Genomic DNA, 22,227 nt, shown 5'->3' with positions numbered 1-22,227 from the left:
CCTGTGACTTTCTTCCGCACACATAGGGATAAAGTTCGTGATATCTGCACAAACCTTACTGTCCATCCCATATATCCTTGCAAACAAGGAAGCACCCCATGAGCAAACTCACAAAAGAAGAACGGGACAGCCTGCCTGACGATGAATTCGGGCTCCCTGAAAAACGGGCCTATCCTGTCGATACCAAGGCACGAGCACGCAATGCGAAAGCCCGCGCCACGCAGGAACTCGAACGGGGGCTTCTCACGCCAGAAGAGCGGGATGAAATCGACCGTGCTGCAGATCGAAAACTGAACAAAAACTAGCCAGAATCAAAAACGGCCCCGGATCACTCCGAGGCCGTTTTCTCTCAACACCGAATCAGTTCGCCTGCGCCGCCCGCAGCGGAGCATCAGCAGGAACATCCTTGAGCGGAATCCCCTGATACTTGCCCGTCAAGGTCTTCAGGAACACCACGATGTCTGCAACATCCTGATCAGTAATGTCGTGATCCGGCGTTTCGTAACGCGCCATCGCTCGAACCGCAGCCTCCAGTGTCTTTGCTGATCCGTCATGGAACCAGGGACCGGTCAGTTCAACGTTTCGCAGGTTCGGCACCTTGAAGCGTTCACGATCAGACGGATTATTGGTGAACGAGAAGCGTCCATCATCCGCAGCCGTCAGCTTGCTGTGACGGTCTTCGAAATATGGCCCTTCCAGGCCCAGAATTTCGTAGGCATCGCCACCAACCGCAACACCACTATGGCACCCTGAGCAACCAATGGCCTTGAAGCGCTCATAGCCGCGCTTTTCCTGCGCCGTAATAGCGTCTGCCTTGCCCTTCAGATACAGGTCAAAGCGGCTGTCCGGCGTAATCAGCGTCTTTTCATACTCGGCAATCGCATCGGTCACGGTATTCTTGGTAACATCGTCAGACCCGTAAACAGCCGTGAACTGATCCGAATAACCCGGCTCTGCACGCACGCGATCTGCCACGGCAGCCCAGTCATGCGAGCCCATTTCCAGCGGGTTCATGACAGGACCAGCAGCCTGTTCGGCCAGATCTTTGGCACGACCATTCCAGAACTGCCCAATGTTGAAGACGGAGTTGTAAACCGTCGGCACATTGATCGGGCCGGTCTGGCCGTTGATGCCTGTCGCAGTCGTCTGGTTATCCACGCCGCCCTTGTCCAGACCGTGGCAGCTTGCACAGTTAAGCTGGCCATTGCCGGAAAGCTGCTTATCAAAGAACAGCGCGCGACCCAGTTCAGCCTTCTTCCAGTCCACGGCAATCGTTTCCGGGATCGGCTGAATGACTTCACCACGAAACTGCGGAGCGACATCCGTGCTGGCGTAATAACGCTCGCGCTGGTCACGTACCCACTTCAGGATATCAGCACGCTGCTTTTCGTTCAAATGAGCGTGCGGATGCATCGTGAGATAAGCGGCCGGTGGCATCCGGTTCTGTACAATGACTTCTTCGATACGCGACAGCTGTTCAACGGAAGGCGGCTTGCCCTGCTGGAACGCTTCGATGATCGGCGCAAATTCAAAGTGACGCTGCCCCTGTTCCAAGTCGCGGCTCATGATCTGATTGGCCAGAGGCAGCTTGAAATAGAACGGCAGATCAGCATTCCGCGTGTGACAATAATCACAGCGCACTTCCTGAAAAGCTGCAAACGCCGTCATGGCAACAGGGTCATGACGTGTCGGGCTATTGGCTGGAAGCTTGGGCGCGCCAGCATGATCGAAATGCTCAAGATAGGTGACTGTACCACCCCAGGCGACAACGCCCAATGCCACCAGACCGGCAATTCCTTTGGTAAGTGTGCTGCGACGCACCGCAAATCTCCTCACTGTCACGATATCGTGAGATGTGGAGACTGTAACAGAAGAAGTCAAAACGATTGATCCTGTCAGACACACAGGTCTGACCGATCATTCGTCCTCCCAGTCTTCCTCTGGCGTGCCGATCGCTGCCCGCAGACGCTTGCGTGCAATGTTGACGTAACGCGTATCTTTCTCGACCCCGATACCCGACAGCCCCTTGCGCTCTGCGGCAATCAGGCTCGTGCCCACCCCCATGAACGGGTCAAGCAATACACCGCCAGGCTTCAGACCATGCAGACGGATACAGGCTTCCGGCAACGCGATGGGAAAGGTGCCCGGATGGCTGAACTTTTCTTTACGGCTCCGAACCGTTTCATAGGGAATAAACCACGTATCACCACGACAGCGCCGGTCCATCTCGTGCTGTCTACGGGAGATATTGCTCTTGTCCGTAAAGGGGACGCCAGCATCCAAACGGGCCACCTTCACATCGCCCTTCTTGGTCAGATGAAAGATATGCTCATGGTTCCGGTTCACGAAGCGCGGCGAATTCAAAGGCTTGAAATGCCCGTATGTGATTTCCCCCACGGAGATCGATTTAATCCAGGTGATATGGTTCTGGAGCACGAACAGCTTGCGCAACCGGGACATCAGTTCAAACGGAAGCCAGGGCTGAGACGATGAGCCCGCGATATTCAGGAAGAACGATCCATCATCCTTCATGATCCGCTTCACGCTGGCACAGACGTCTTCCATCCAGTCCAGATAGGCATCTTCAGGCAACTGGTCCTGATAGGTGCGGTACTCAATGCCCAGATTATACGGCGGGGATGTGACGACAATATCTACACTCTGCGACGGCATCCGCCGCAGAACGGTCGTGCAGTCTCCACGGATCATCGTATGGGCGCCGAGCGTCTCCCGGCGGCTTCGGATCATGGAGCGGAGGAATCCGCAGGAGGACGTGGCAGCAGAACAACCATCCTGCCCTCTTCATGCAGATTACCGGCCACATACTGGGCAAAAGCCCCCCATCCGGTAAACAGATCGGCCCGTCCTGCTCCTTTAATGTCCGTTCCGATATCCTGCGCAAAGACCAGATGCTGCCATGGCGCGGGCTGACCTTTGGCATCCGGCAATTTCGTCTCGATCCAGAGCGGGGTCGCGAACGGAATAACAGACCGATCAACAGCGACAGACCGACCAGCCGTCAGCGGCACGCCAAAAGCTCCGGTTGCGCCCTGTGCCAAACTTCCATCATCACGACGGAAAAAAACGTAATTCGGATTACGCTCCATCATTGCCATCATACGATCCGGATGCGCTTCCAGCCAGCCGCGGATGCTGTCCATGCTGACGGCCGAGGACGCCAATTCGTTATCCTGAACCAGCACCCGGCCCAGCGGCACATAAGGCTGACCGTTCTTCCCGTCGTAACTCATGCGGATCTGGGAACCATCAGGAAGAATCAATCGACCCGATCCCTGAATTTGAAGGAAGAACAGGTCCACCGGACTTTTCAGCCAGGCAATTTCCAACCCCTGTCCGTCCAGCGCGCCCTGATCAATCTGGGCACGATCGTAGTAAGGCTTGAACTGACCATTGTCCCAGCGCCCCGTCACCATCTGACCATTGGTAGCCTTGGTCCGAACAAGATCTTTGGGCCGCCCGTAAACCGGGGTTTGATAAGGGCCGTAGCGTGTCAGAGAAGCTTCAATCTGTGGCTCGAAATAGCCTGTGTAGAAGGCGTTTCCATCAACAGCATAAGGCTGAAACCATGTCTGAACATAGCTCCGGGCATCCGTCGTGGTCTCAAGAGCCGCACAGGCTGCAGACCAGTTCCCCGCTTCCCGGCCATAGGGCAGTTCGTCCGCGCCCCCCAAAGAGGTTTCTGGCGGAAGCTGCATGACCCGATGACAATTCTGCCGCAGAACAGGCAGAAGAGAGGAAAAATCCTCCCTGTTCCAGCCTGCAAGGGCATCAAAGCTGGTCGCTGTCAGGGAAAGGGGAGCGGACGTCTCATTCTGTGTGGCGCAGCCCGCAACGAAGGCAAGCGCAGCCAGTGTCAGCAGTTTTTTCATGATGCGCGTATATAATCAGGCCGGGCAGGATGCCGCCAGACGCCATTGTGTTCCAGAGGCTCCAAACTCGCGTTCGAACAACCACAGATCATGGAACTCGGTCACGGCATCCGTGCCCTGTACTGGCTCGCCCTGACGATCCGTCAACATGTTCACCTGACGCGACACAATCCGTACTTCGATTCGACCGGTCTGCGTATTGGCGTCCCCGGAAACGAGCATCGCATCCAGAATAGTCATGCTGTCGATGCCACGAAGATCACTACGCTGCGTCTCGCCAGCTTCCGTGCGCGCGTTAATGGCAGCCAGAAATGCCTCTTCTGTCTCCGGTGTCATCAGGCCTGACAGTGCCGCCCGGTCTCCCGCAGCGAAAGCAGGAACCACCTGACGGAAAGTAGTCTCGGCGTCTTTCAGGAAGCCCTGCGGCGTGAAACTGCCCTCAAGCTGCGTCATCTGTCCCAGAATGCCCCCCACACGCGTGGCTGGTGCGGGAATATCATAATCGACCTGAACTGCAGGCTCGGCTTGCCCCTGCCCGGCAGCGGCCGGAAGAGGCGGCGGCGTCTGGCGCGTTTGAGCCTGTCCTGCCGCGCCCGGAAACACTGGGGGGCGTGCCTGACGAACGCCCTGCATCCCGATACGACGTCCCAGCACGCGATAGAGGCGGAAACCCAACGCAACCGCCAGAACGGCCAGCACCACGATGTCCCAAGGAAAGTCGTGGCCAGTATGACCGATCAGGGCGGACGGGAGATGAATGTCGTCAGAAGACATGAAGGTTATGTTTCACGCAGATCGTTAAGGTTTCTATTCTCTTACAGATAGGGCGACCGCGGCCCAATCTCAACCTCATGCATGCAGGAAGCCTGTCTTGGCGTGCATGACACATCATGCTACCGCCACTGTATCGCAATCGTTCTATTGCTATCCGCCTCACGGATCGGGAGACCGTTTTATGTCCGAGACCATCAACGACAACGCCACGCAAAATCTTGACGGCGCTCCGCCGCAGATGCCGCTTGCTGTCAACCTGCAGTACACGAAGGACCTGTCCTTCGAAGTCCCGGCTGGCGCTTCCATTTTCGCAACGCTCCGCTCGGCCCCGCAGATTTCCGTCAACATCGACGTTCAGGCAAACCGCCTCGAAGAAGAGCAGCCGGTTTATGAAGTGGCTCTGGCCGTCCGCGCCGAAGCTGCTGAACCCGCAGCAGAAGAAGGTGGCAAGGCTGGCCGCACGGTGTTCATCGCCGAACTGACCTATGCCGCTATCGTGACGCTGGGCAACGCCCCGCAGGAACTCGTCGAGCCGATCCTGCTAGTTGAAGTTCCGCGCCTAATCTTCCCGTATGTGCGCTCCATCATCAGCGACGTCACCCGTGACGGCGGCTTCCCGCCGGTGGTTCTGCAGCCGATCGACTTCGTGGCCCTGTGGCAGGCCAAGCGCGCCCAGCAGTTCCCGGAGCCAGCTGGCGAAGCCTGATCTTCCGATCAGTAAGGCCCGAGCCGTTCCAGCGGATCGGGCCACTCCACTGCACGCCAGTCCTTTTCGGTCAGGCGTGCAGCGATGGCCTCTGACAGACAGAGCGCCCTTACACCGGACAGGCTTTTCCTGTCCTGTTCCTCCAGCGCCTCCAAGAAGGCGTCTGCCGTTTTTCCGGAATAAAAAACAACGGCCTCGGCTTCATGCCTCAACAGGGCCTCCCGAGCGGCATCCGTAAGCCTGACATTTTTGGTCACACCATAAACGCTCACCCGGGATGCATTCAATTCTTCTGCAAGATCCAGCCCGTAGCCTTTGCCGCAAGCCAGCAGGAGTGAGGGACCGGTCAGATTATGGCTATGGCAATACGCAGCGAGAGAACGCGCATCACCATCCGCCGCCTCGACCCATTGAAATCCCATATCGCGAGCACGGGCAGCGGTACTTGAGCCCACAGCGACAATCCGCTGATCGCGCGGCCAGTCCTGCAGCGCGACCAGTGCATTCGCACTGGTAATAGCGACAGCAACACATTCTCGCACCGCTATAGGCGCATAAGCCCGAACATCCAGCATTGGACAGGCGATCGCGCTCCACCCAAGGCGCCGGACGTCCTCCAGCGTGCCCGTCAGACCCGGTTCAGGACGCGTTACAAGAACGGCCTGCCGCTTCATGGTCAGGTGCGGATCATCTCAGCGAAAATGGCCGCAGGCGTATCCCGGCGTAGTTCCTCCGCCAGTTCCGTTCCCATGCGAGCGGCCTCCAACGGTGCGCCAGTAATTTCACGGCGAATCAGGAATGTTCCATCTTCACTGGCGATCATACCAGTCAGCTTCAGAACGCCACTTTCGATGCGAGCATAGCCGCCAATCGGTGTCCGGCAGGAGCCATCAAGCTCAGCCAGAAGCGCACGCTCCGCTGTGGACACAGCGCGAGCTTCCGGATCTTCGATCGCGGAGAGCAGTTCACGCAGTTCGGTGTCGCTCTCACGCACCGTCACACCCACAATGCCCTGCCCGGCGGCGGGCAGCATCTGATCCGGCTCAAGAACGATATCAACGCGGTCTTCCATCCCGAGACGGCGCAGACCAGCAAGAGCCAGAAGCGTAGCATCACAAGCGCCAGCCTGAAGCTTGTCCAGGCGAGTCTGAACATTTCCACGCAGCAATCCGAACCGCAGATCCGGGCGCCGACTCAGCATCTGGGCCTGACGACGCACAGACGCACACCCAATCAGAGCACCTTCTGGCAAGCACGCATACGGATCAGCTGGGTCAACCTTGACCGTCCGATCACGCAGGATAATCGCATCCCGCGCATCTTCCCGCTTCAACGTACAGGCCAGAACCAGACCGGGAGGCAGATTTGTTTCAAGATCTTTGAGACTGTGAACCGCAAAATCAATCCGTCCAGCCACAAGTGCTTCGTGAATTTCTTTGGCGAACAGACCTTTGCCACCAATTTCAGCCAGACGCTGCGTAAGGTTACGGTCGCCCTCAGTGCTGATCTGATGCTCCTGAAACGCTCCCATGTCTCGGAGCACAGGACAGAACCGCGTCAGACGGGTCAGAAACGTCCGCGTCTGCCAGAGCGCCAGCGGAGAGGCGCGTGAGCCAACTCTGAGCGGGAGTTTGCGCTGACCGGAGGGGCTGGCGGCATGAGATCGGCGGACGGCTTCCGCCGCGACCTTTTGGAGGGCGTCGGAAGACAGGACGGAAGCATTCATGGACGGCAGCTTTAGCTTATTCATGCGGGGCTGTCATGATGAGAGAGACTCGGTCATAATGCATGGCATGTCCGACCCTGCTGCATTGCGCCCGCTTCTGGCGATCGAAACGTCCTGCGATGACACCGCCTGCGCCATTCTTGCCTATGATGGTACCATTCTGGCCGAAGGCGTCCTCTCCCAGAACGATCATGCCATTCTGGGCGGCGTTGTTCCCGAAATTGCAGCCCGTGCGCATCTGGATGCCCTGCCCGCACTGGTTCAGTCCGTTCTCGCCAAGGCCTCCCTCACACTGGCAGACATCGACACCTTTGCTGGAACAACCGGACCCGGCCTGATCGGTGGCCTGATTGTCGGCAGTTCCTACGCAAAAGGGCTGGCTCTTGCCCTTAGGCGGCCTTTCATTGCGGTCAATCACATCGAGGGACATGTCCTGACGGCACGACTGCCCGTGCTTAACGCTAACCTTCAGTTCCCATTTCTGACGATGCTGGTCTCTGGTGGCCATTGCCAGTGCATCTCCGTGGAGAAGACCGGGCAGTACATTCGCCTCGGAGGCACCATTGACGATGCCGCTGGTGAGGCTTTCGATAAAGTTGCCAAAATGCTCGGCCTCGGCTGGCCCGGCGGACCCGCTCTTGAAAAACTCGCCACAGAAGGCCGGGATGATGCCTTCGCCCTGCCTCGTCCGCTCAAAGGACGCGAGGGATGCGACTTCTCGTTCTCTGGTCTAAAAACCGCCGTAAGCCGCCTTATCAAACCACAAGGGTCCGGCGCACTCCCCCGCCAGTTCGCCGCTGATGTTGCCGCATCCTTCCAACGCGCCGTTGCCGACGTCATGGCAGATCGTGCGGAACACGCGCTTGCCATGGCTCCCCATTCCACGGCCCTTGTCGTGGCCGGAGGGGTCGCGGCGAACCGCACGCTACGCAGCGCGCTCGAAGCCGTTGCCGACCGTCATGGCATCCCCTTTATCGCACCGCCCCTACGCCTCTGCACGGATAACGCCGTCATGATCGGCTGGGCCGCCCTGGAACGCCTGCATGCAGGCGAACAGCCACACGAAATCGACGTCGCCGCACGTCCCCGCTGGCCTCTTTCGGAACGCCAGCCCGCCACCGCATTGTCCTGACCCCAAGCCGGAATACAGAACCCTTGAACTACCGCCACGCCTACCACGCGGGAAACTTCGCGGACTGCGTCAAACACGCGATCCTTCTGGCCCTTCTGAAAGCCCTCGCCCGCAAACCGGCAGGGTTCTGCGTTCTGGACACACATGCCGGCTGCGGGCAATACGACCTGTCTTCCGAGGAAGCCCAGAAAACCGGCGAGTGGAAAACGGGGATCGGCCTCCTGGAAGATTCGGAAGACCCTGCGCTTCAGGACTATCTGGCAACCGTACGGGATCTTGGGCTGTATCCCGGCTCCCCGGCTTTCACACGCCACGTCCTGCGCCCGCAGGATGAACTCATCGCCTGCGAACTACACCCGGAAGACGTTCGCCCTCTGCGTCGTCTGTTTCGGGATGATCCACAGGTCTCCATCCATCATCGCAACGGCTATGAAGCCCTGCGCGCGCTCCTGCCACCGAAGCATTTGAAGCGCGGTCTGGTCCTGATCGATCCCCCGTTTGAAAAGCTGGATGATTTCCAGCAATGCGCGCAGGCCGTTTCACTTATCCGCAATCGCTTCCGCGCTGGGATCGTAGCGGTCTGGTATCCGATCAAACATCGTACGCCCGTCCGCGCCTTCTATAATGCCCTGACCGATGCTGGCATCCGGGACATTATCGCCTGTGAATTCCTGTTGCGCCCCGCCCTCGACCCCTCTCGCCTGAATGGATGTGGAATGCTGGTCGTGAACGCCCCATATGGGTTTGAGAACGAAGCCCGCACAGTTCTGGAGGCTATGAAAACCGGACTGGCTACAGAGGATCGGGAAGACATGCAGGTGCATATCGAACGACTGGCCGAAGAATGAGCATGACGGGCCGCCATATCGCCGTCATCGGAGCAGGCGCCTGGGGAACGGCCCTTGCCTGTGCCGCAGCCCGGACAGGAGCTCGCGTGACGCTTTGGATGCGTTCGCCTGTTGCCCCCGTTGTTCGAGAACTCCCTCGCCTGCCCGGCATCTGCCTGCCCGATACAGTGCACATCACGGGAGAATTTCCAACACAGGCCGATCTGATCCTTCTGGTCGTTCCTGTTCAAACCGCACGACAGGTTTCGAGTGCGTTAGAACGGTCTTTAGCGCCCGGAATACCCATCATCACCTGTTGCAAAGGACTGGAACAGGGCACATCCCTTCTCCCCCTCGGTGTTCTCGCCGAGACCATGCCCGGCCGGCCAACAGCCGTCCTTTCCGGCCCGAATTTCGCCATTGAAGTCGCCCAGGGCCTGCCCGCCGCCGCGACGCTCGCCAGTGCGGATCTGTCGCTTGCCCATCATCTGGCCAGCCAACTCAATTCTTCTTCCTTCCGCCTCTATGCCAGTCAGGACACTGCCGCCGTCCAGCTTGCCGGAGCTGCAAAGAACGTTGTGGCGATCGGTGCGGGCATCGTCATCGGCGCAGGGCTTGGTGAGAATGGACGCGCCGCTCTCATCACACGCGCTGTGGCAGAAATCGCCCGTCTGGCGGAAGCTCTCGGCGGTCGAGCCTCCACCCTTGCAGGTCTCTCCGGCGTTGGCGATCTGATCCTGACGTGCACCGGGCGGGGATCACGAAACTACAGCCTAGGCATCGAACTCGGTGAAGGACGCTCACTAACGGACATCCTAAGTTCTCGCACTACTGTGGCTGAAGGTGTCCTCACAGCTCCGGCGCTCGTCACTTTGGCACGAAGCCTGAATGTTCAGGTCCCCATTCTCGAAACCATCACGCATCTTCTCTCAGAGAAGCTGACGATCGACGAAGCCCGGTCCCTGCTGCTGGATCGTCCACCAACAGTTGAGTAGTTCCTTATATTGAAACGACAAATATGAAACTCTCGCGGCAATTTTTTCTGACGATGCTCATTTTTTCTCTGCTCGGGATAGGCGTCAACCTGCTGAAATTCTTCACGACCCAAGAGAACATCTTCAACAGCTTTCACTTCTGGGAATGGGTCGGGATCGCCGTAGCTTCCCTATGGGCAATGCTCGTTTTTAAAAGAACGTCGCCAAAGCCCTAACGCCTCTGAAGCCCGTCTCCAGAAGCCGCGTCAAACAAACAGTCCCGCAATCACTGCACTCATCGCATTGGAAAACGTTCCAGCCACAACTGCCCGGACAGCCAGCTTCGCTACATCCGTCCGCCGACGTGGTTCCGCGCTCCCGAACGCGCCGATCAGAATTCCAATCGTGGAAATATTGGCAAAGCCACACAGCGCAAAAGACAGGATTGTAATCGTCCGATGCGACAAAGCATGCGCCTGAATCATCGGCGACAGGTTCACGTAAGCCACAAACTCATTGAACGCGATTTTCTGACCCAACAGGCCACCCGCGACATTGCATTCCGCCCAAGGAACACCAATCAGCCATGCAAAAGGCGCGAAAACCATTCCGAGAATGCGGGACAGAGACAGCCCAACCATGGCGAGCAGCCCATCCGTCAGCGCAATAATTCCCACAAACGCAATGAGAACCGCACCAACGGCAACGGCAATCCTGGCCCCGTTCATCGCGCCTTCGGCCAACGCTTCGAACATGCTGTGATGGCCATGATCGGCCCCGGCAATTTCCGTGCTGGCATGCCGCGGACCGGGGAACAGCACCCGGGAAAACAGCAAACCACCCGGAATAGCCATGGCAGACGCTGCGAGCAGGTTCTCCATCGGCACACCCAGAGACGCATACCCGGCCAGTACGGACCCCGCGATAGAGGACGTCCCGCTACACAGAACGGTCGCCAGTTCTCCCATCGACAATCCAGCCAGACAACTCTGAAGCACGATGGGCATTTCGCTTTGCCCGAGAAAAATCGTCAGAACTGCGGAGAAAGATTCAATCCGGGTGGTTCGCAAAATCTTGGCAAGGCCCCCACCAATCAGTCGGGACAAAAACTGGAGAACGCCCCAGTGCTGCAACAGCGCCAGAAGGGCCGCGACATAAACGATTTCAGGCAGAACTTTCAGGGCAAAAACAAAGCCACCATTGCCCAGCACATCAGCCATTCTGGGCCCAACGAGCCCTCCGAACAGAAAAGCGCTTCCCTGATCGCCGTAAGACAGCACTTTCGTAATACCATCAGACACCAGGTGCAGGAGATGCGCGCCCATCGGAACCCACAGAATCACAGCAGCAATCGCAACCTGCAAAGCGAGTGCCCGCAGAACGAAAATCCAGTCAATCGCCCGACGGTTCGTAGAAAACAGCGCGCCGAGGCAGAGAAGACCGGCCATGCCGATCAGGACGCGCAGGATCACGAACAGAAGCTCCCTTTCAGAGACAGAACGGTTCCCAAACTGTCTGCATGACAGCGCCGTGTCCAGCCCTCCTCTCGCGTCCGACGCGTTATGCCATTACACTCATTCAAAACGAGAGGGAGAAACCCATGTCCTGCGCCTATGACTTCCACCTGCCGGGCCTGTCAGGTGAAACCATCGACCTCTCCGCCTATCGTGGTCGCCCACTTCTGGTGGTCAATACGGCATCAAAATGTGGTTTCACGCCCCAATATGAAGACCTGCAACATCTCTGGTCTCTCTACGGGCGAGACAAACCTGATGGACTGATGGTTCTTGGCGTCCCGTCAAATGATTTTGGCGAGCAGGAACCAGGATCAGCGGAAGAAATTAAAACATTCTGCTATCGGAATTATGGCGTGACTTTCCCCATGGCCGCAAAGGCTCATGTGAAAGGACCAGAAGCCATTCCCCTTTTCCAGTGGCTTCGTCAGGAGGGCGGCTTCCTTTCGCGCCCACGCTGGAATTTCTACAAATACCTGATCGGCCGTGACGGCAATCTCACCCGCTGGTTCACGCCGCTGTCAAAACCGACTTCGGGACGGGTAGAAGAGTCCGTCCGCCGGATTCTTCTCGATCACTGATCCCGCATTATTCCGGAATGTCGTCCGCGCAAGAACCTCTTCAATCAGCGCAACATTCCGGAGATCAGCCTTGAAGACCGTATCAAACACATCTCCAAGAAGCGGCACCACACCAACAGCCGCTTCAATTCCGACATTCAGCAGCATCTTGCGAACAATGCGCCTTCCAACGCCCATCCGATGGCCTTCCCACACGATGTAAAGTGAAAGAAGCGTTCCGAACGCAAGCCCACCCGGAACAAGACCCAGAATCGTATCTGCACCCGCCCGCAGGCGCAGACCGGGAATGCGCACGGCAGCATTCAGAATCCAGGCAAGACGCCTTAGCTTCTCCAGCCTCTGCATGAGGTCTTCGGTGCTGGAGGGAGACGTAGTGAACGAAGTTTTGGTCATGATACAAAACAACACAGCAACACGATCGGAAGTTGCGTCTTTTTCCTTGACGCCATGCACTCAAAAACGCCAGCTTCATGACAGCAATATGACAGGAGGCTTGTCATGACGGTGTCTGTTCTGCGCCCTATTCTGCCGCTGCTGGTCGTAGCCGCTCTCGGGGCACTCACGCCGTCTGTTGCCCATCACGTCTCAAGCTTTCTGGGCCTTCCCGGCATCTTCTGGGCCAGCGTCATGCTTACGCTGGAAATTGTCCTGCTCTGCATCGGGCTGGCCGCTGTTCGCCCGAGCATGACGCGCCCTTCCGAGAAGTTGTACGCCCGGGAAACCGTTCTGCGATAAAAATCGTTCCTCCTGCCTTCAGGAGGATATGTTACCCGCTGACGGGATAGGCTAGAGACGGGAAATGCTTCGCAATTTCCTGACCGTTGGCAGCTGGACCATGCTTTCGCGTGTTCTGGGCCTGATCCGTGACCAGCTTCTCGCAGCTTTTCTGGGCGCAGGCCCCGTGCAGGACGCGTATCTGGTGTCCCTGCGACTACCCAACATGTTCCGGCGCCTCTTTGGCGAAGGCGCGTTCAACGCGGCCTTCGTGCCAATGTTCACAGCGAAATATGAAACAGAAGGCCGAACGGCTGCCCTGCGTTTCGCGGGACAAGCCCTTTCGGCCCTCGTCGCATGGCTCGTGATTCTGACGGTTCTCTGCGAACTATTCATGCCGCTCATCATTTCAATTCTGGCTCCCGGCTTTCAGGGCGAGCGTTTCGCACTGGCCCTGACACTGACGCAGATCACCTTCCCTTATATGATTATGATCTGTGCGGCGGCTCTTGTGTCCGGCGTACTGAATGGTCTTGGAAAATTCGGTGCTGCTTCCGCTGCCTATCTGAGCTTCAACATCATCGGCATCGCCGCCATCTTCCTGGGCGCGTATGTCTGGCACAATATTGCCTTCACAAGCGCCTGGGGCGTGACGATTTCCGGCGTTGTGCAGCTTGGCGCGCTCTACTGGGCAGCTCATCGTGCCGGAGTTGCTCCACACCTGATCCGCCCGAGTTTTTCACAGGACATCCGCGCCCTGCTGCGCCGCATGGGGCCGGGCCTTGTCGGGTCTGGCGTGACCCAGATGAACCTGATGGTAGACACCATCATTTCTACCCGCCTGCCGGTCGGGTCTCCCTCCATCCTGTACTTCGCAGACCGAATCAACCAGCTTCCCCTTGGCGTTCTGGGTGCAGCGGCTGGCACAACGCTCCTGCCGCTTCTGACCCGTCATGTCGCCAACAAGGATCGTGTTTCCCTTCACACCAGCCTGAACCGGGCCCTTGATTACGCGCTCCTCCTGACGCTGCCCGCCACCGTCGGGCTGATTGCGCTTGCACCGTCCATCATGGCTGGCCTCTTCAGCTACGGACATTTCACGGTCGCAGACGCCATGAAATCCGCTCAGTCGCTCCGTGCCTATGCGCTTGGCCTGCCTGCCTTCGTGCTCATCAAGGTCTTTTCACCGGGCTTCTTTGCAGAGGGCGACACCAGTACGCCAGTCCGCATCGGCTTCTTCACACTTGCCCTGAACCTTGTTCTCAATCTGGCACTCTACAAGCCGCTCGCCCATGTCGGCCCTCCGTTGGCCAGCACGATCGCCGCACTCGTCAACGTCGCCATTCTGGCCGTCCTTCTTCGTCGTCGTGACGTTTTCAAACCCGATCCCCGCCTGAAGAGTCGCGTCACACGGATCGTCGGCGCCGCCATCATGATGGGCCTGTGGGTGGCCGCAGCCCAGAAATTCGTCGCCCCCGATCTGCCAAACTGGCACGGAGTATGGCGCCTGGGGATGCTTGGCGCGCTAATCATTTTTGGCGGCGTGGTGTATGCCATCTCCCTCGACGCCCTGAAGGTCGTGAAACTCCGGGACGCAGCCGCGGCGTTGCAAACGCGCATCGCCCGACGCCGCACTCGCTGAGAGAGTCATCCTGCCGGTTCACACACCGGCAGGGACAGGGTAGTTTCCCGCCCCTCCCCTTTCACTACCGGAGACTGGACCCATCGGCACGTTCATGCCCCTGCCTTCTGCTGCGAATGCCACGCCATCAATGGCCCAGTGGTTTGACCTGAAGCATCAGGAGCCAGATGCCCTGCTGTTCTTCCGCATGGGGGATTTCTACGAGCTGTTCTTCGGGGACGCACAGGCAGCAGCTATGGCGCTCGATATCGCTCTGACAGCCCGTGGCAACCACAATGGCGAGCCGATTCCAATGTGCGGTGTGCCCGTCGCCGCCGCGCCAGCCTATCTGTCCCGCCTGATCCGCCGCGGCTTCCGCGTCGCCGTCGCCGAACAGACACAGTCTCCACAGAAGGGCCAGAAAAGCCCGCTGCCCCGCGCCATCGTCCGCGTCGTCACACCCGGCACCCTGACCGAAGACGAACTGCTGGAAGCCGGACGGGCCAATCTTCTGCTGGCCATTGCCCGCTCCGGAAATCGTCGGTCCGATATGATCGGTGCCGCCTGGATCGATATTTCGACCGGGGCTTTCGAAACAACATCGGTGCCTGAAGCCGCGTTGCCAGAACTCATGGCCCGGCTCGACGCTGCGGAAATTCTGTCCGATCCGGAACTCATTCCGGCCGATCATGCGAGCCGTCTGGCCCCGGTTGCTATCCCGCCGACCATCGACAGTGCCCGCACCCTGATTGCCCGCGCCTATGGCGTCGCCCAGCTTGATGCGCTGGGAGACTTCCCGGACGAGCAGGCCATCGCCTGTGCCATGGCGCTGAATTACGCGCAGCGCAGTCAGGCCGGTGCGCTTCCACGCCTGTCCCGCCCCATTCCACAAGGTGTCAGCGGCGTTCTGGGGATCGACCCGGCCACCCGCGCCAGCCTCGACATTCTCCGCACCCGCGATGGCGAAACGAAGTACAGTCTCTTTGGCGTCGTCTCCCGCACGGCTACAGCCGCCGGCTCACGCCTTCTTTCACAATGGCTGTCCTCACCGCTTACCAACGCACAACAGATCACCGACCGACAGAACGCCTGGCTTTGGCTTCAATCCGTGCCGGGCCTCGTGGGATCGCTGGGTGACATTCTTAAACGCACCCCCGATCCGGCACGCGCTCTTGGGCGCCTGTCTGCCGGGCGCGGCCAGCCCCGTGATCTTGCCGCCATCCGGGACACGCTGATCGCCGCAGATGATCTCACCGGCTTATTGCAGCCCGTTTGCGACGAACAAACCCCAACGCTGATCCGTACTCTAACAGCCGGATTGTACGGCAGGGCAGACACCCTGCTCGATCGCCTAAAAGCTGCTGTTGCCGAAGATCTTCCGGCCCGTATTGAAGATGGCGGGTTCATTGCTGTCGGATTTAATGAAGAACTGGATCGTTATCGCACGCTCCGGGATGAGAGCCGCCGGATTGTCGCAGCCCTTCAGGGGCGACTGTCGGAAGAATACGGCATCGGCAATCTGAAGATCCGCCACCACGCCCAGCTCGGCTATGTGATTGAGGTGCCGTCCGCCGCCGGTGCGAAGCTGAAGGATCGGTCCGAACTGTCTTTCCGGCAGGGAACAGCAAGCCTCGCCCGTTTTTCAACGGAAGAACTCGCTGCTCTGGACCGTGCGATTCTGGAAGCCGCCGACAAAGCCAGCGCCTTGGAACGCCGCCTCTTTGCCGAACTCTGCGCGCATATTCTCCAGACCCCCGCTCTGGACGAAGTGGCGGAATTTCTGGCCTTGGCAGACGTCCTGCGCTCCTGCGCTCTTCTGTCTGAAGGTGGCTCATGGTGCCGCCCGGACGTCACAGACGGGACCGATTTCGAACTCGTCGCCTGTCGTCATCCCGTTGTAGAAGCCGCATTGGCGGAATCAGGAAGTGCAGACGCACGCTTCATTCCCAATGACTGCAAACTGCCCCCTGAACACCGCGCCATGCTCCTCACCGGTCCGAACATGGCCGGCAAATCAACCTTCCTCCGCCAGACAGCACTGGCCGTCATCATGGCGCAGGCCGGACTGCCTGTACCCGCAAAAAGCGCCAGAATCGGCGTTGTGGACCGGCTGTTTTCCCGCGTCGGTGGCGCGGATGACCTCGCGCGAGGCCGCTCGACCTTCATGGTTGAAATGACCGAGACCGCCGCCATTCTCAATCAGGCCGGACCAAAATCCCTCGTCGTCGTCGATGAAATTGGTCGGGGCACGGCCACGCTGGACGGTCTTTCCATCGCCTGGGCCACGCTTGAAGCGCTCCATACGCAACTCGGCTCCCGCACAATCTTCGCCACGCATTTCCATGAGCTCGGTGCATTGACGGAGTTTCTTCCCCGTCTCGCCCCATACACCATGGCCGTGAAGGAATGGCGCGGAGAAGTCATCTTCCAGCATGAAGTACGCCCCGGATCGGCACGGAAAAGCTGGGGTTTGCATGTCGCGAAGCTTGCCGGCATCCCGCAGTCGGTCGTCAACCGCGCCTCCCGCCTTTTAGCAACATTCGAGCGGGAGCAGGCGGAAGCCCGCTCTTCCCTGCCCCTGTTCGAAGCCGTTGCAGAAGCACCAGACCCCGCCCCTGCGACACCAGAGCCACAGTCTCCCGCTCTGGATGTACTTGCGACTCTGAATCCCGATGAACTCTCTCCCCGGGAAGCACTCGCCGCGCTATATGATCTTAAACGCCTCGCGACAGGAGACAGGACTTGAAAAAAGCGGGTTTCTGGGGCGAAAGTCATCCTTCCCCTTTCGCTGACGATACGGATACGACCCTGTCTGACCGCAAAGCCATGACCCCGTCGCTGCAAGCAGCTCTCCAGAATGCTGCAGCCCAGGGGCAGACATCCCGTGAAGATGTTCTCTCCGTCCTCCGTCGCCACCTTGGCAACGGTCACGCGGCCATCCGTCAGCGGTTTGAAACCCGCCAGATCTCCGGCATTGCAGCCGCACGTGCCCTTGCGGCTCAGGCAGACAGCGTTGTCTACGCCCTGGCAGACCTGTCGGCCCGGCAGGACGGTGCATCCGACGAACCGCTCTGTCTCTGTGCGACAGGCGGTTATGGTGCAGGCCTTCTCGCGCCTTTCAGCGACATCGATATTCTCTTCCTGATTCCGGAAGACGCCTCCACCGCCCTTACGTCTCGAATCGAGTTCATCCTTTACGCCCTATGGGATCTCGGTCTGCGCGTCGGCCATGCCACCCGCTCCATCAGCGCGTGCATCAAGGACGTCGCGGAAGATCTGACGATCCGCACGGCCCTGCTGGATCTGCGTCCCCTTTACGGAGATCGTACCCTCGCCCGAGACCTGCGCTCCGCCCTTGGTGCCGACCTTCAGAACGATACGCTGTGCGATTTCGTACGCGGCAAAATTGAAGAGCGCGAACTGCGTCACCGCCGCTTTGGCGACAATCCGTACATGGTGGAGCCAAACATCAAGGAAGGTCGTGGTGGCCTGAGAGACCTTCAGACCCTGAACTGGATGGGCCGCGCCGCCCTTGGCTGCGCGATTACGACGGTTGACCAGACGGCAGCCCCAGCCGAAGCCGTGCCTACACCGTCCTTCATTTCCTTTGGCCTCCTGACCAACCGTGAAACCCACCGCGCCCGGCGTGCGTGGGATTTTTTCTGGACGGTCCGCCTGCATCTTCACTACATCACCGGCCGTGCTGAAGAACGTCTGACCTTCGATGTTCAGCCCGTCATCGGTGGCCGCATGGGCTACGCAACCCATGGCCGCCAACGCGGCGTCGAGCGCTTCATGCGCCACTATTTCCTGACGGCCCGCGACGTCATGCGTCTGACGCATGTGCTGCAACCCATCGTCCTGATGCGCCTTCAGGATCAGGCCAGCGACACCCAGCCGGAAACCTTGGCCGGCCCTGAAGGCTTCGAGCGCATTGCGGGGCGTCTGTGCCCTGTCGAACCCGTGACGTTCGCGAAAAATCCGCGTGACATGTTCCGCATGCTGGATTGTGCCCGTCGCCATGATCTGGAACTTCACCCCCTCGCCATCCAGCAACTCATTCGCAACGAACGTCATGCGGTCGAACTTCGGGATGATCCGGAAACGGCTCAGATCTTCCTGAACCTGCTCTGTGAACCCAGTGCGGATGAGACCAAAAATGTTCCGTTCTGGCTTCCGATCCTGAACGAAACAGGTCTGCTCGGACGTTTGCTGCCAGACTGGTCCCGCGTTGTCGGGCAAATGCAGTTCGACAGCTATCATATCTATACGGTGGACGAGCACATCATCGAAGCCGTCCGCATGATAGGACAGATCGAAGCCGGACATATGGCGGATGAAATTCCGCTGGCTTATGCCTTGGCCAAGGATCTGCGGTCCCGTCGTGCCCTGTATGTCGCCGTTCTTTTGCATGACATCGCCAAAGGCCGTGGCGGTGACCATTCGGAACTTGGAGCAGATCTGGCACTGGACATCTGCCCCCAGCTTGGACTGGATCCGGAAGAAACAGACACCGTTTCCTGGCTGGTCCTCCACCATCTCCTGCTGTCACAAACGGCCTTTACACGGGACATCGACGATCCACGCACCATTCTGGATCTCGCAGACACCATCCAGTCTCCAGAACGACTGCGCCTCCTGCTTCTGCTCACCATCGCAGACATGCGCGCCGTCAGCCCAAAAGTCTGGAACGCCTGGAAAGCCACCCTCCTGCGCGAACTGTTCTCCCGTGTTGCCGAAGTTCTGGAAGGCGGACTGGCCGCTACGGAACAGGATGGACGCGTCAGCCATGCCCGCGAACTTGCCCGTGACGGTCTGACCCCCCTCCTGCCCGAGAGCAGCGTCGAACACTTCCTGTCCCTCGGCTACCCAAGCTACTGGCTGGGCTTCGATACCGACACGCACATGCGCCACGCCCGCATGATCCACGATTCGGACCGCTACCGCTCTCCCGTTACGGTAGAAGCCTATCCCATTCCGGACCGTGGCGTGACTGAACTCACCGTCCTCTGCGCCGATCATCCGGGCCTGTTTTCACAGATCGCCGGAGCCCTCGCCGTTGCCGGCGCTTCCATCGTAGACGCCCGAATTCACACGCTCAGCGACGGCATGGCTCTGGACACGTTCTGGGTTCAGGACGCAGATGGATGCTCTTTCGAAGACCCGCACCAGCTTGGTCGCCTGAATCATCTTGTTGAGCAGGCTCTGTCTGGTCGTCTGGATCTGGAAAAAGGTATTGCCGAAGCCCGCCATCGTGGCGCATCGCGCCGGATGCGCGCCATTCATGTTCCGCCCCGAGTGGTCATGGATAACACAGCCTCAGACCGTCATACCGTCATTGAAATCAATGGCCGTGACAGACCAGGCCTGCTCCATGACATTACGCGGACCCTGAGCCAGCAATCCCTTCAGATTTCCTCGGCCCATATTACGACTTACGGGATGCGCGCTGTGGACGTCTTCTACGTCCGCGATCTTCTGGGCATGAAAATCACGGACCCGGCTCGACTGGCCCATATCCGTGACTCCCTGCTGTCTTCACTGACACCACTCCCTGTCAAGAAGTCGGCTGCCGCTCCCACACTCTAAGGGCTTCGGCCACTCGTTCAATAACGAGTGGCCAGTCCTCAGGCAGAAAGCCGTCAGGCCGAAACTGTCGAACATTCTGGTACCAGGACACATCTTTCCAACGCCAGTCTCCTCCTCGCCGATTGAGAAGCCAAAGAGGGCGGCCTGTCGCCCCCGCAACATGAGCAACCAACGTATCAACGCTGATCACCAGTTCGCATTGGCTGACAGCGCATGTCAAAGCCTGCAAAGTCGAGAGATCGACCTTTTCCATCCAGCCCGGACATTCACCACGCTGAAGAGACACGAACCTCAAGCCTGAAACGTTTCTCAACGGATCCAGCCACTCTGACTTCAACGAGCGTCTCGAATCAAAGCGGTATGATGGATTGCCCGCCCAACATACACCAATCGTCTTCGGCGCCGGGTCCAAACCTGTTTCAAGATAAGGCTTTTGGTCTGGTGCGCCCTGAACACCCAGAACAAACGGCAAGCTGAGAAGGCTGACTTCGCTCTCTACCGGGCCCTGGCGATCCAGAATTCGGGATGCCCCCAGTTGAGGCATGAAAGACACAAGATCAGCAGCCGGGAACTGAAGCCTCAAAGGACGGCGCTTTGCAGCTTCCCTCAGAAACCGCAGAAACTGCACGCTATCGCCCAGCCCCTGCTCCGCTGTGACCGCAATCGGTTCTTCCCCGGAGGAACCATCCCAGGCGGGAACCTGCGGCCTATACCCCAACAAAGAATGGCGGCTTTCAAATTCCTTCCATCCCTGAGCAAAAACGCCCTGCCCCAGAAGAAGTGTCGCATGGTTAAAGCGCGCCTGCTCCCGGTCAAAACCGCTCTCACGCTCCATAACAGCACTAAAAAGCGCTCCCGCTACGGTATCCTCATCCATTTCCATGAGAACCGTACCCAGACTGTTGGCAACACGGCCATCCTCCGGTCGAAGCGACAGCGCCTCTTCGAGAACGGATCGCGCCTGTGGCAAATCTCCCAGCGCCATCAGAACAAGACCAAAATTATTCAGCGTCTCCGCCGTTCGCGGCCCCAGCTCACAGGACCGCAGTAAAGTTTCCCGCGCCTCTCCATACTGCCCCAGCCCGAACAGAACGGCTCCGAGATTTGCCCAGGCCCGTCCGTCCTGTGCACAGCGGCGCGTGACTGTTTCAAAGCAGATAACAGCCTGATCCCCCTGACCATCCTCAAGATAAATCTGCGCCAGCCTTGTAAGATAATCCGTCTCATCTGAAGCAAGTTTGACCGCTTCTCCAAAGGCCTCTTTCGCCTCGTCTCGCCGCCCCAGAAGCAGCAACGCCTCACCAAGAGCCGCCGACGTACGCGGATCAGAAGGCTGAAGCGTTTGAGCCACAACAAGAGCAGCACGTGCAGGCTCCGAATGACCTTCCGCCATTAAGGCCAGACCCAGCGTGAGATGAATACGGGCCAGCCGGGATCGCGGGAGGCCCTCAGCCGCTTTAAGGGCCTTTCCACATAGCGCAATCGCCACAGCGTTTCGGCCGTTGGCACGTGCCAGACAGGCCATACCATGCAGAGCATCCGGCTGCGTCGGATCAGACGTCAGAATATCCTGAAACCAGCGCGCCGCTTCGCTCAGATCTCCCCGAGCAAAGCATTCAAAAGCATATCGGGTGGGGTCAGAAGAAAGGCTGCGCATCGTGTTTCCGTCAAACCGGAAGGAGAAAGAAAAGCCGGTACATCTCCGTCACAACGTACCGATATATCCGGTGAATATTAAAAGCCGTTAACGAAGTATTCAGTCTTTGGACAGCATGGTGCGTGTGAACAAGACAATCAGAGGCGTCTGACCATGCATCTTGAACAACGGACAGGCAATGTTCCCGGCCTGGTTTTCGCGACAGTCCGTCAGGGTATGACGACACGAACCTTCCCGATTGAAGTCAGACAAACTGCGTCAGGGCACTACATTTCCCGTATGCCCGATCAACGCTGGTCCATTGAATGCCAGACCATCGATTCCGCTCTCCTGATGCATGCGGCTGTTCTTTTCCCTGTGGAGCATGAACATGCCCCCTGGCTATCCAATCCGCGCCCAGCGCCCCTCCCAACAAACCAAGATTCCCGCATTCCGGAAAAAGCAGGCTCATCTTCTCCAAGTGCGAAGTTTACTGACAAAGCCTGCTCAGAGCTGACACTGGAGAATTAATCCCTTTTCGGT

Annotated in this window: 20 protein-coding genes; 11 read left to right on the top strand and 9 right to left on the bottom strand. The window is 58.7% G+C overall.

Going from position 1 to position 22,227, the window contains the following annotated elements:
• Window positions 1-98: 98 nt before the first annotated feature.
• Entirely contained in the window at window positions 99-305 is a 207-nt protein-coding gene (locus J4P41_RS02420) for a hypothetical protein (protein ID WP_426065990.1), read from the top strand.
• A gap of 55 nt (window positions 306-360) precedes the next feature.
• Here J4P41_RS02420 and J4P41_RS02415 read toward each other — a convergent pair whose 3' ends face one another.
• The 4 genes from J4P41_RS02415 to J4P41_RS02400 all read right to left on the bottom strand — a co-directional run bounded on the left by J4P41_RS02415 (window position 361) and on the right by J4P41_RS02400 (window position 4,664).
• Window positions 361-1,821: a cytochrome-c peroxidase gene (locus J4P41_RS02415; protein ID WP_426066124.1), complete on the bottom strand. Its 1,461-nt coding sequence runs from the start codon at window positions 1,819-1,821 to the stop codon at window positions 361-363.
• Window positions 1,822-1,917: 96 nt separating this feature from the next.
• On the bottom strand, window positions 1,918-2,748 hold the full coding sequence (locus tag J4P41_RS02410) for a DNA-methyltransferase (RefSeq protein ID WP_010502789.1): 831 nt from the start codon (window positions 2,746-2,748) through the stop codon (window positions 1,918-1,920).
• A complete protein-coding gene (mltA, locus tag J4P41_RS02405; protein WP_426065989.1) occupies window positions 2,745-3,890 on the bottom strand; it encodes a murein transglycosylase A in 1,146 nt (381 codons plus the stop codon). Before mltA ends, J4P41_RS02410 begins: the two co-directional genes overlap by 4 nt.
• Window positions 3,891-3,905: 15 nt before the next feature.
• Complete coding sequence (locus J4P41_RS02400) at window positions 3,906-4,664, bottom strand: Tim44/TimA family putative adaptor protein (RefSeq protein ID WP_426065988.1); 759 nt, start codon at window positions 4,662-4,664, stop codon at window positions 3,906-3,908.
• A gap of 181 nt (window positions 4,665-4,845) precedes the next feature.
• Here J4P41_RS02400 and secB point away from each other — a divergent pair, with 181 nt between their 5' ends.
• Complete coding sequence (secB, locus tag J4P41_RS02395) at window positions 4,846-5,370, top strand: protein-export chaperone SecB (protein WP_023945232.1); 525 nt, start codon at window positions 4,846-4,848, stop codon at window positions 5,368-5,370.
• Between the two features lie 8 nt (window positions 5,371-5,378).
• Here secB and J4P41_RS02390 read toward each other — a convergent pair whose 3' ends face one another.
• Both J4P41_RS02390 and hemC read right to left on the bottom strand, forming a co-directional pair.
• Entirely contained in the window at window positions 5,379-6,044 is a 666-nt protein-coding gene (locus J4P41_RS02390; protein WP_023945230.1) for a uroporphyrinogen-III synthase, read from the bottom strand.
• A 2-nt stretch (window positions 6,045-6,046) separates the two neighbouring features.
• Window positions 6,047-7,120, bottom strand: a complete 1,074-nt coding sequence (gene hemC, locus J4P41_RS02385) for a hydroxymethylbilane synthase (RefSeq protein WP_426065987.1) — start codon at window positions 7,118-7,120, stop codon at window positions 6,047-6,049.
• Window positions 7,121-7,154: 34 nt separating this feature from the next.
• On the opposite strand from hemC, the gene tsaD reads away from it, so the two are divergent.
• The 3 genes from tsaD to J4P41_RS02370 are packed head-to-tail and all read left to right on the top strand — an operon-like array spanning window position 7,155 to window position 10,050.
• The gene (gene tsaD, locus J4P41_RS02380; RefSeq protein ID WP_426065986.1) at window positions 7,155-8,228 is read left to right on the top strand and encodes a tRNA (adenosine(37)-N6)-threonylcarbamoyltransferase complex transferase subunit TsaD; all 1,074 of its coding nucleotides are present in this window, start codon (window positions 7,155-7,157) and stop codon (window positions 8,226-8,228) included.
• Window positions 8,229-8,251: 23 nt separating this feature from the next.
• Window positions 8,252-9,076 carry a 23S rRNA (adenine(2030)-N(6))-methyltransferase RlmJ gene (locus tag J4P41_RS02375; RefSeq protein WP_426065985.1) on the top strand — a complete coding sequence of 275 codons (825 nt, stop codon included), beginning with the start codon at window positions 8,252-8,254 and terminating at the stop codon, window positions 9,074-9,076.
• Window positions 9,073-10,050: an NAD(P)H-dependent glycerol-3-phosphate dehydrogenase gene (locus J4P41_RS02370; RefSeq protein ID WP_426065984.1), complete on the top strand. Its 978-nt coding sequence runs from the start codon at window positions 9,073-9,075 to the stop codon at window positions 10,048-10,050. The genes J4P41_RS02375 and J4P41_RS02370 overlap by 4 nt, the downstream gene beginning before the upstream one ends.
• Before the next feature lie 245 nt (window positions 10,051-10,295).
• Here J4P41_RS02370 and J4P41_RS02365 read toward each other — a convergent pair whose 3' ends face one another.
• Window positions 10,296-11,477 (bottom strand): NupC/NupG family nucleoside CNT transporter, encoded by a 1,182-nt coding sequence (locus J4P41_RS02365; RefSeq protein WP_426066123.1) that lies wholly within the window; start codon window positions 11,475-11,477, stop codon window positions 10,296-10,298.
• A gap of 152 nt (window positions 11,478-11,629) precedes the next feature.
• Between J4P41_RS02365 and J4P41_RS02360 the strand changes: the two genes are divergently transcribed.
• Window positions 11,630-12,124 (top strand): glutathione peroxidase, encoded by a 495-nt coding sequence (locus tag J4P41_RS02360; protein ID WP_010502768.1) that lies wholly within the window; start codon window positions 11,630-11,632, stop codon window positions 12,122-12,124.
• Here J4P41_RS02360 and J4P41_RS02355 read toward each other — a convergent pair.
• The gene (locus J4P41_RS02355; protein WP_061931805.1) at window positions 12,065-12,517 is read right to left on the bottom strand and encodes a DUF4112 domain-containing protein; all 453 of its coding nucleotides are present in this window, start codon (window positions 12,515-12,517) and stop codon (window positions 12,065-12,067) included. The two genes, J4P41_RS02360 and J4P41_RS02355, sit on opposite strands and share 60 nt — an antisense overlap.
• Before the next feature lie 105 nt (window positions 12,518-12,622).
• Here J4P41_RS02355 and J4P41_RS02350 point away from each other — a divergent pair, with 105 nt between their 5' ends.
• From J4P41_RS02350 to J4P41_RS02335, 4 genes are all read left to right on the top strand, one after another.
• Window positions 12,623-12,859: a hypothetical protein gene (locus tag J4P41_RS02350; protein WP_007282397.1), complete on the top strand. Its 237-nt coding sequence runs from the start codon at window positions 12,623-12,625 to the stop codon at window positions 12,857-12,859.
• A gap of 64 nt (window positions 12,860-12,923) precedes the next feature.
• The gene (murJ, locus tag J4P41_RS02345) at window positions 12,924-14,480 is read left to right on the top strand and encodes a murein biosynthesis integral membrane protein MurJ (RefSeq protein ID WP_426065983.1); all 1,557 of its coding nucleotides are present in this window, start codon (window positions 12,924-12,926) and stop codon (window positions 14,478-14,480) included.
• Window positions 14,481-14,574: 94 nt separating this feature from the next.
• Window positions 14,575-17,205 carry a DNA mismatch repair protein MutS gene (gene mutS / locus J4P41_RS02340; RefSeq protein WP_426065982.1) on the top strand — a complete coding sequence of 877 codons (2,631 nt, stop codon included), beginning with the start codon at window positions 14,575-14,577 and terminating at the stop codon, window positions 17,203-17,205.
• A complete protein-coding gene (locus tag J4P41_RS02335; protein WP_426065981.1) occupies window positions 17,202-20,048 on the top strand; it encodes a [protein-PII] uridylyltransferase in 2,847 nt (948 codons plus the stop codon). Before mutS ends, J4P41_RS02335 begins: the two co-directional genes overlap by 4 nt.
• Here J4P41_RS02335 and J4P41_RS02330 read toward each other — a convergent pair.
• Window positions 20,017-21,705: a tetratricopeptide repeat protein gene (locus tag J4P41_RS02330; RefSeq protein WP_426065980.1), complete on the bottom strand. Its 1,689-nt coding sequence runs from the start codon at window positions 21,703-21,705 to the stop codon at window positions 20,017-20,019. The genes J4P41_RS02335 and J4P41_RS02330 overlap by 32 nt on opposite strands.
• Window positions 21,706-21,858: 153 nt before the next feature.
• Here J4P41_RS02330 and J4P41_RS02325 point away from each other — a divergent pair, with 153 nt between their 5' ends.
• Window positions 21,859-22,215 carry a hypothetical protein gene (locus J4P41_RS02325; RefSeq protein ID WP_061931586.1) on the top strand — a complete coding sequence of 119 codons (357 nt, stop codon included), beginning with the start codon at window positions 21,859-21,861 and terminating at the stop codon, window positions 22,213-22,215.
• The last annotated feature ends 12 nt before the right edge of the window (window positions 22,216-22,227 follow it).

It is taken from the genome of Gluconobacter sp. NFX36, from assembly GCF_049887835.1.
GTDB classification, from domain to species: domain Bacteria; phylum Pseudomonadota; class Alphaproteobacteria; order Acetobacterales; family Acetobacteraceae; genus Gluconobacter; species Gluconobacter japonicus_A.
This window is presented reverse-complemented; position numbering and strand designations above follow the sequence as displayed.

What these genes read in the sequence shown, in the direction of transcription:
- J4P41_RS02420 (WP_426065990.1), top strand. Translation starts at nt 99, where the DNA reads ATGAGCAAACTCACAAAAGAAGAACGGGACAGCCTGCCTGACGATGAA.
- J4P41_RS02360 (WP_010502768.1), top strand. Translation starts at nt 11,630, where the DNA reads ATGTCCTGCGCCTATGACTTCCACCTGCCGGGCCTGTCAGGTGAAACC.
- hemC (WP_426065987.1), bottom strand. Translation starts at nt 7,120, where the DNA reads ATGAATAAGCTAAAGCTGCCGTCCATGAATGCTTCCGTCCTGTCTTCC.
- J4P41_RS02390 (WP_023945230.1), bottom strand. Translation starts at nt 6,044, where the DNA reads ATGAAGCGGCAGGCCGTTCTTGTAACGCGTCCTGAACCGGGTCTGACG.
- secB (WP_023945232.1), top strand. Translation starts at nt 4,846, where the DNA reads ATGTCCGAGACCATCAACGACAACGCCACGCAAAATCTTGACGGCGCT.
- tsaD (WP_426065986.1), top strand. Translation starts at nt 7,155, where the DNA reads ATGCATGGCATGTCCGACCCTGCTGCATTGCGCCCGCTTCTGGCGATC.
- J4P41_RS02325 (WP_061931586.1), top strand. Translation starts at nt 21,859, where the DNA reads ATGCATCTTGAACAACGGACAGGCAATGTTCCCGGCCTGGTTTTCGCG.
- J4P41_RS02330 (WP_426065980.1), bottom strand. Translation starts at nt 21,705, where the DNA reads ATGCGCAGCCTTTCTTCTGACCCCACCCGATATGCTTTTGAATGCTTT.
- mltA (WP_426065989.1), bottom strand. Translation starts at nt 3,890, where the DNA reads ATGAAAAAACTGCTGACACTGGCTGCGCTTGCCTTCGTTGCGGGCTGC.
- J4P41_RS02365 (WP_426066123.1), bottom strand. Translation starts at nt 11,477, where the DNA reads ATGGCCGGTCTTCTCTGCCTCGGCGCGCTGTTTTCTACGAACCGTCGG.
- murJ (WP_426065983.1), top strand. Translation starts at nt 12,924, where the DNA reads ATGCTTCGCAATTTCCTGACCGTTGGCAGCTGGACCATGCTTTCGCGT.
- J4P41_RS02410 (WP_010502789.1), bottom strand. Translation starts at nt 2,748, where the DNA reads ATGATCCGAAGCCGCCGGGAGACGCTCGGCGCCCATACGATGATCCGT.
- J4P41_RS02370 (WP_426065984.1), top strand. Translation starts at nt 9,073, where the DNA reads ATGAGCATGACGGGCCGCCATATCGCCGTCATCGGAGCAGGCGCCTGG.
- J4P41_RS02400 (WP_426065988.1), bottom strand. Translation starts at nt 4,664, where the DNA reads ATGTCTTCTGACGACATTCATCTCCCGTCCGCCCTGATCGGTCATACT.
- J4P41_RS02350 (WP_007282397.1), top strand. Translation starts at nt 12,623, where the DNA reads ATGACGGTGTCTGTTCTGCGCCCTATTCTGCCGCTGCTGGTCGTAGCC.
- mutS (WP_426065982.1), top strand. Translation starts at nt 14,575, where the DNA reads ATGCCCCTGCCTTCTGCTGCGAATGCCACGCCATCAATGGCCCAGTGG.
- J4P41_RS02355 (WP_061931805.1), bottom strand. Translation starts at nt 12,517, where the DNA reads ATGACCAAAACTTCGTTCACTACGTCTCCCTCCAGCACCGAAGACCTC.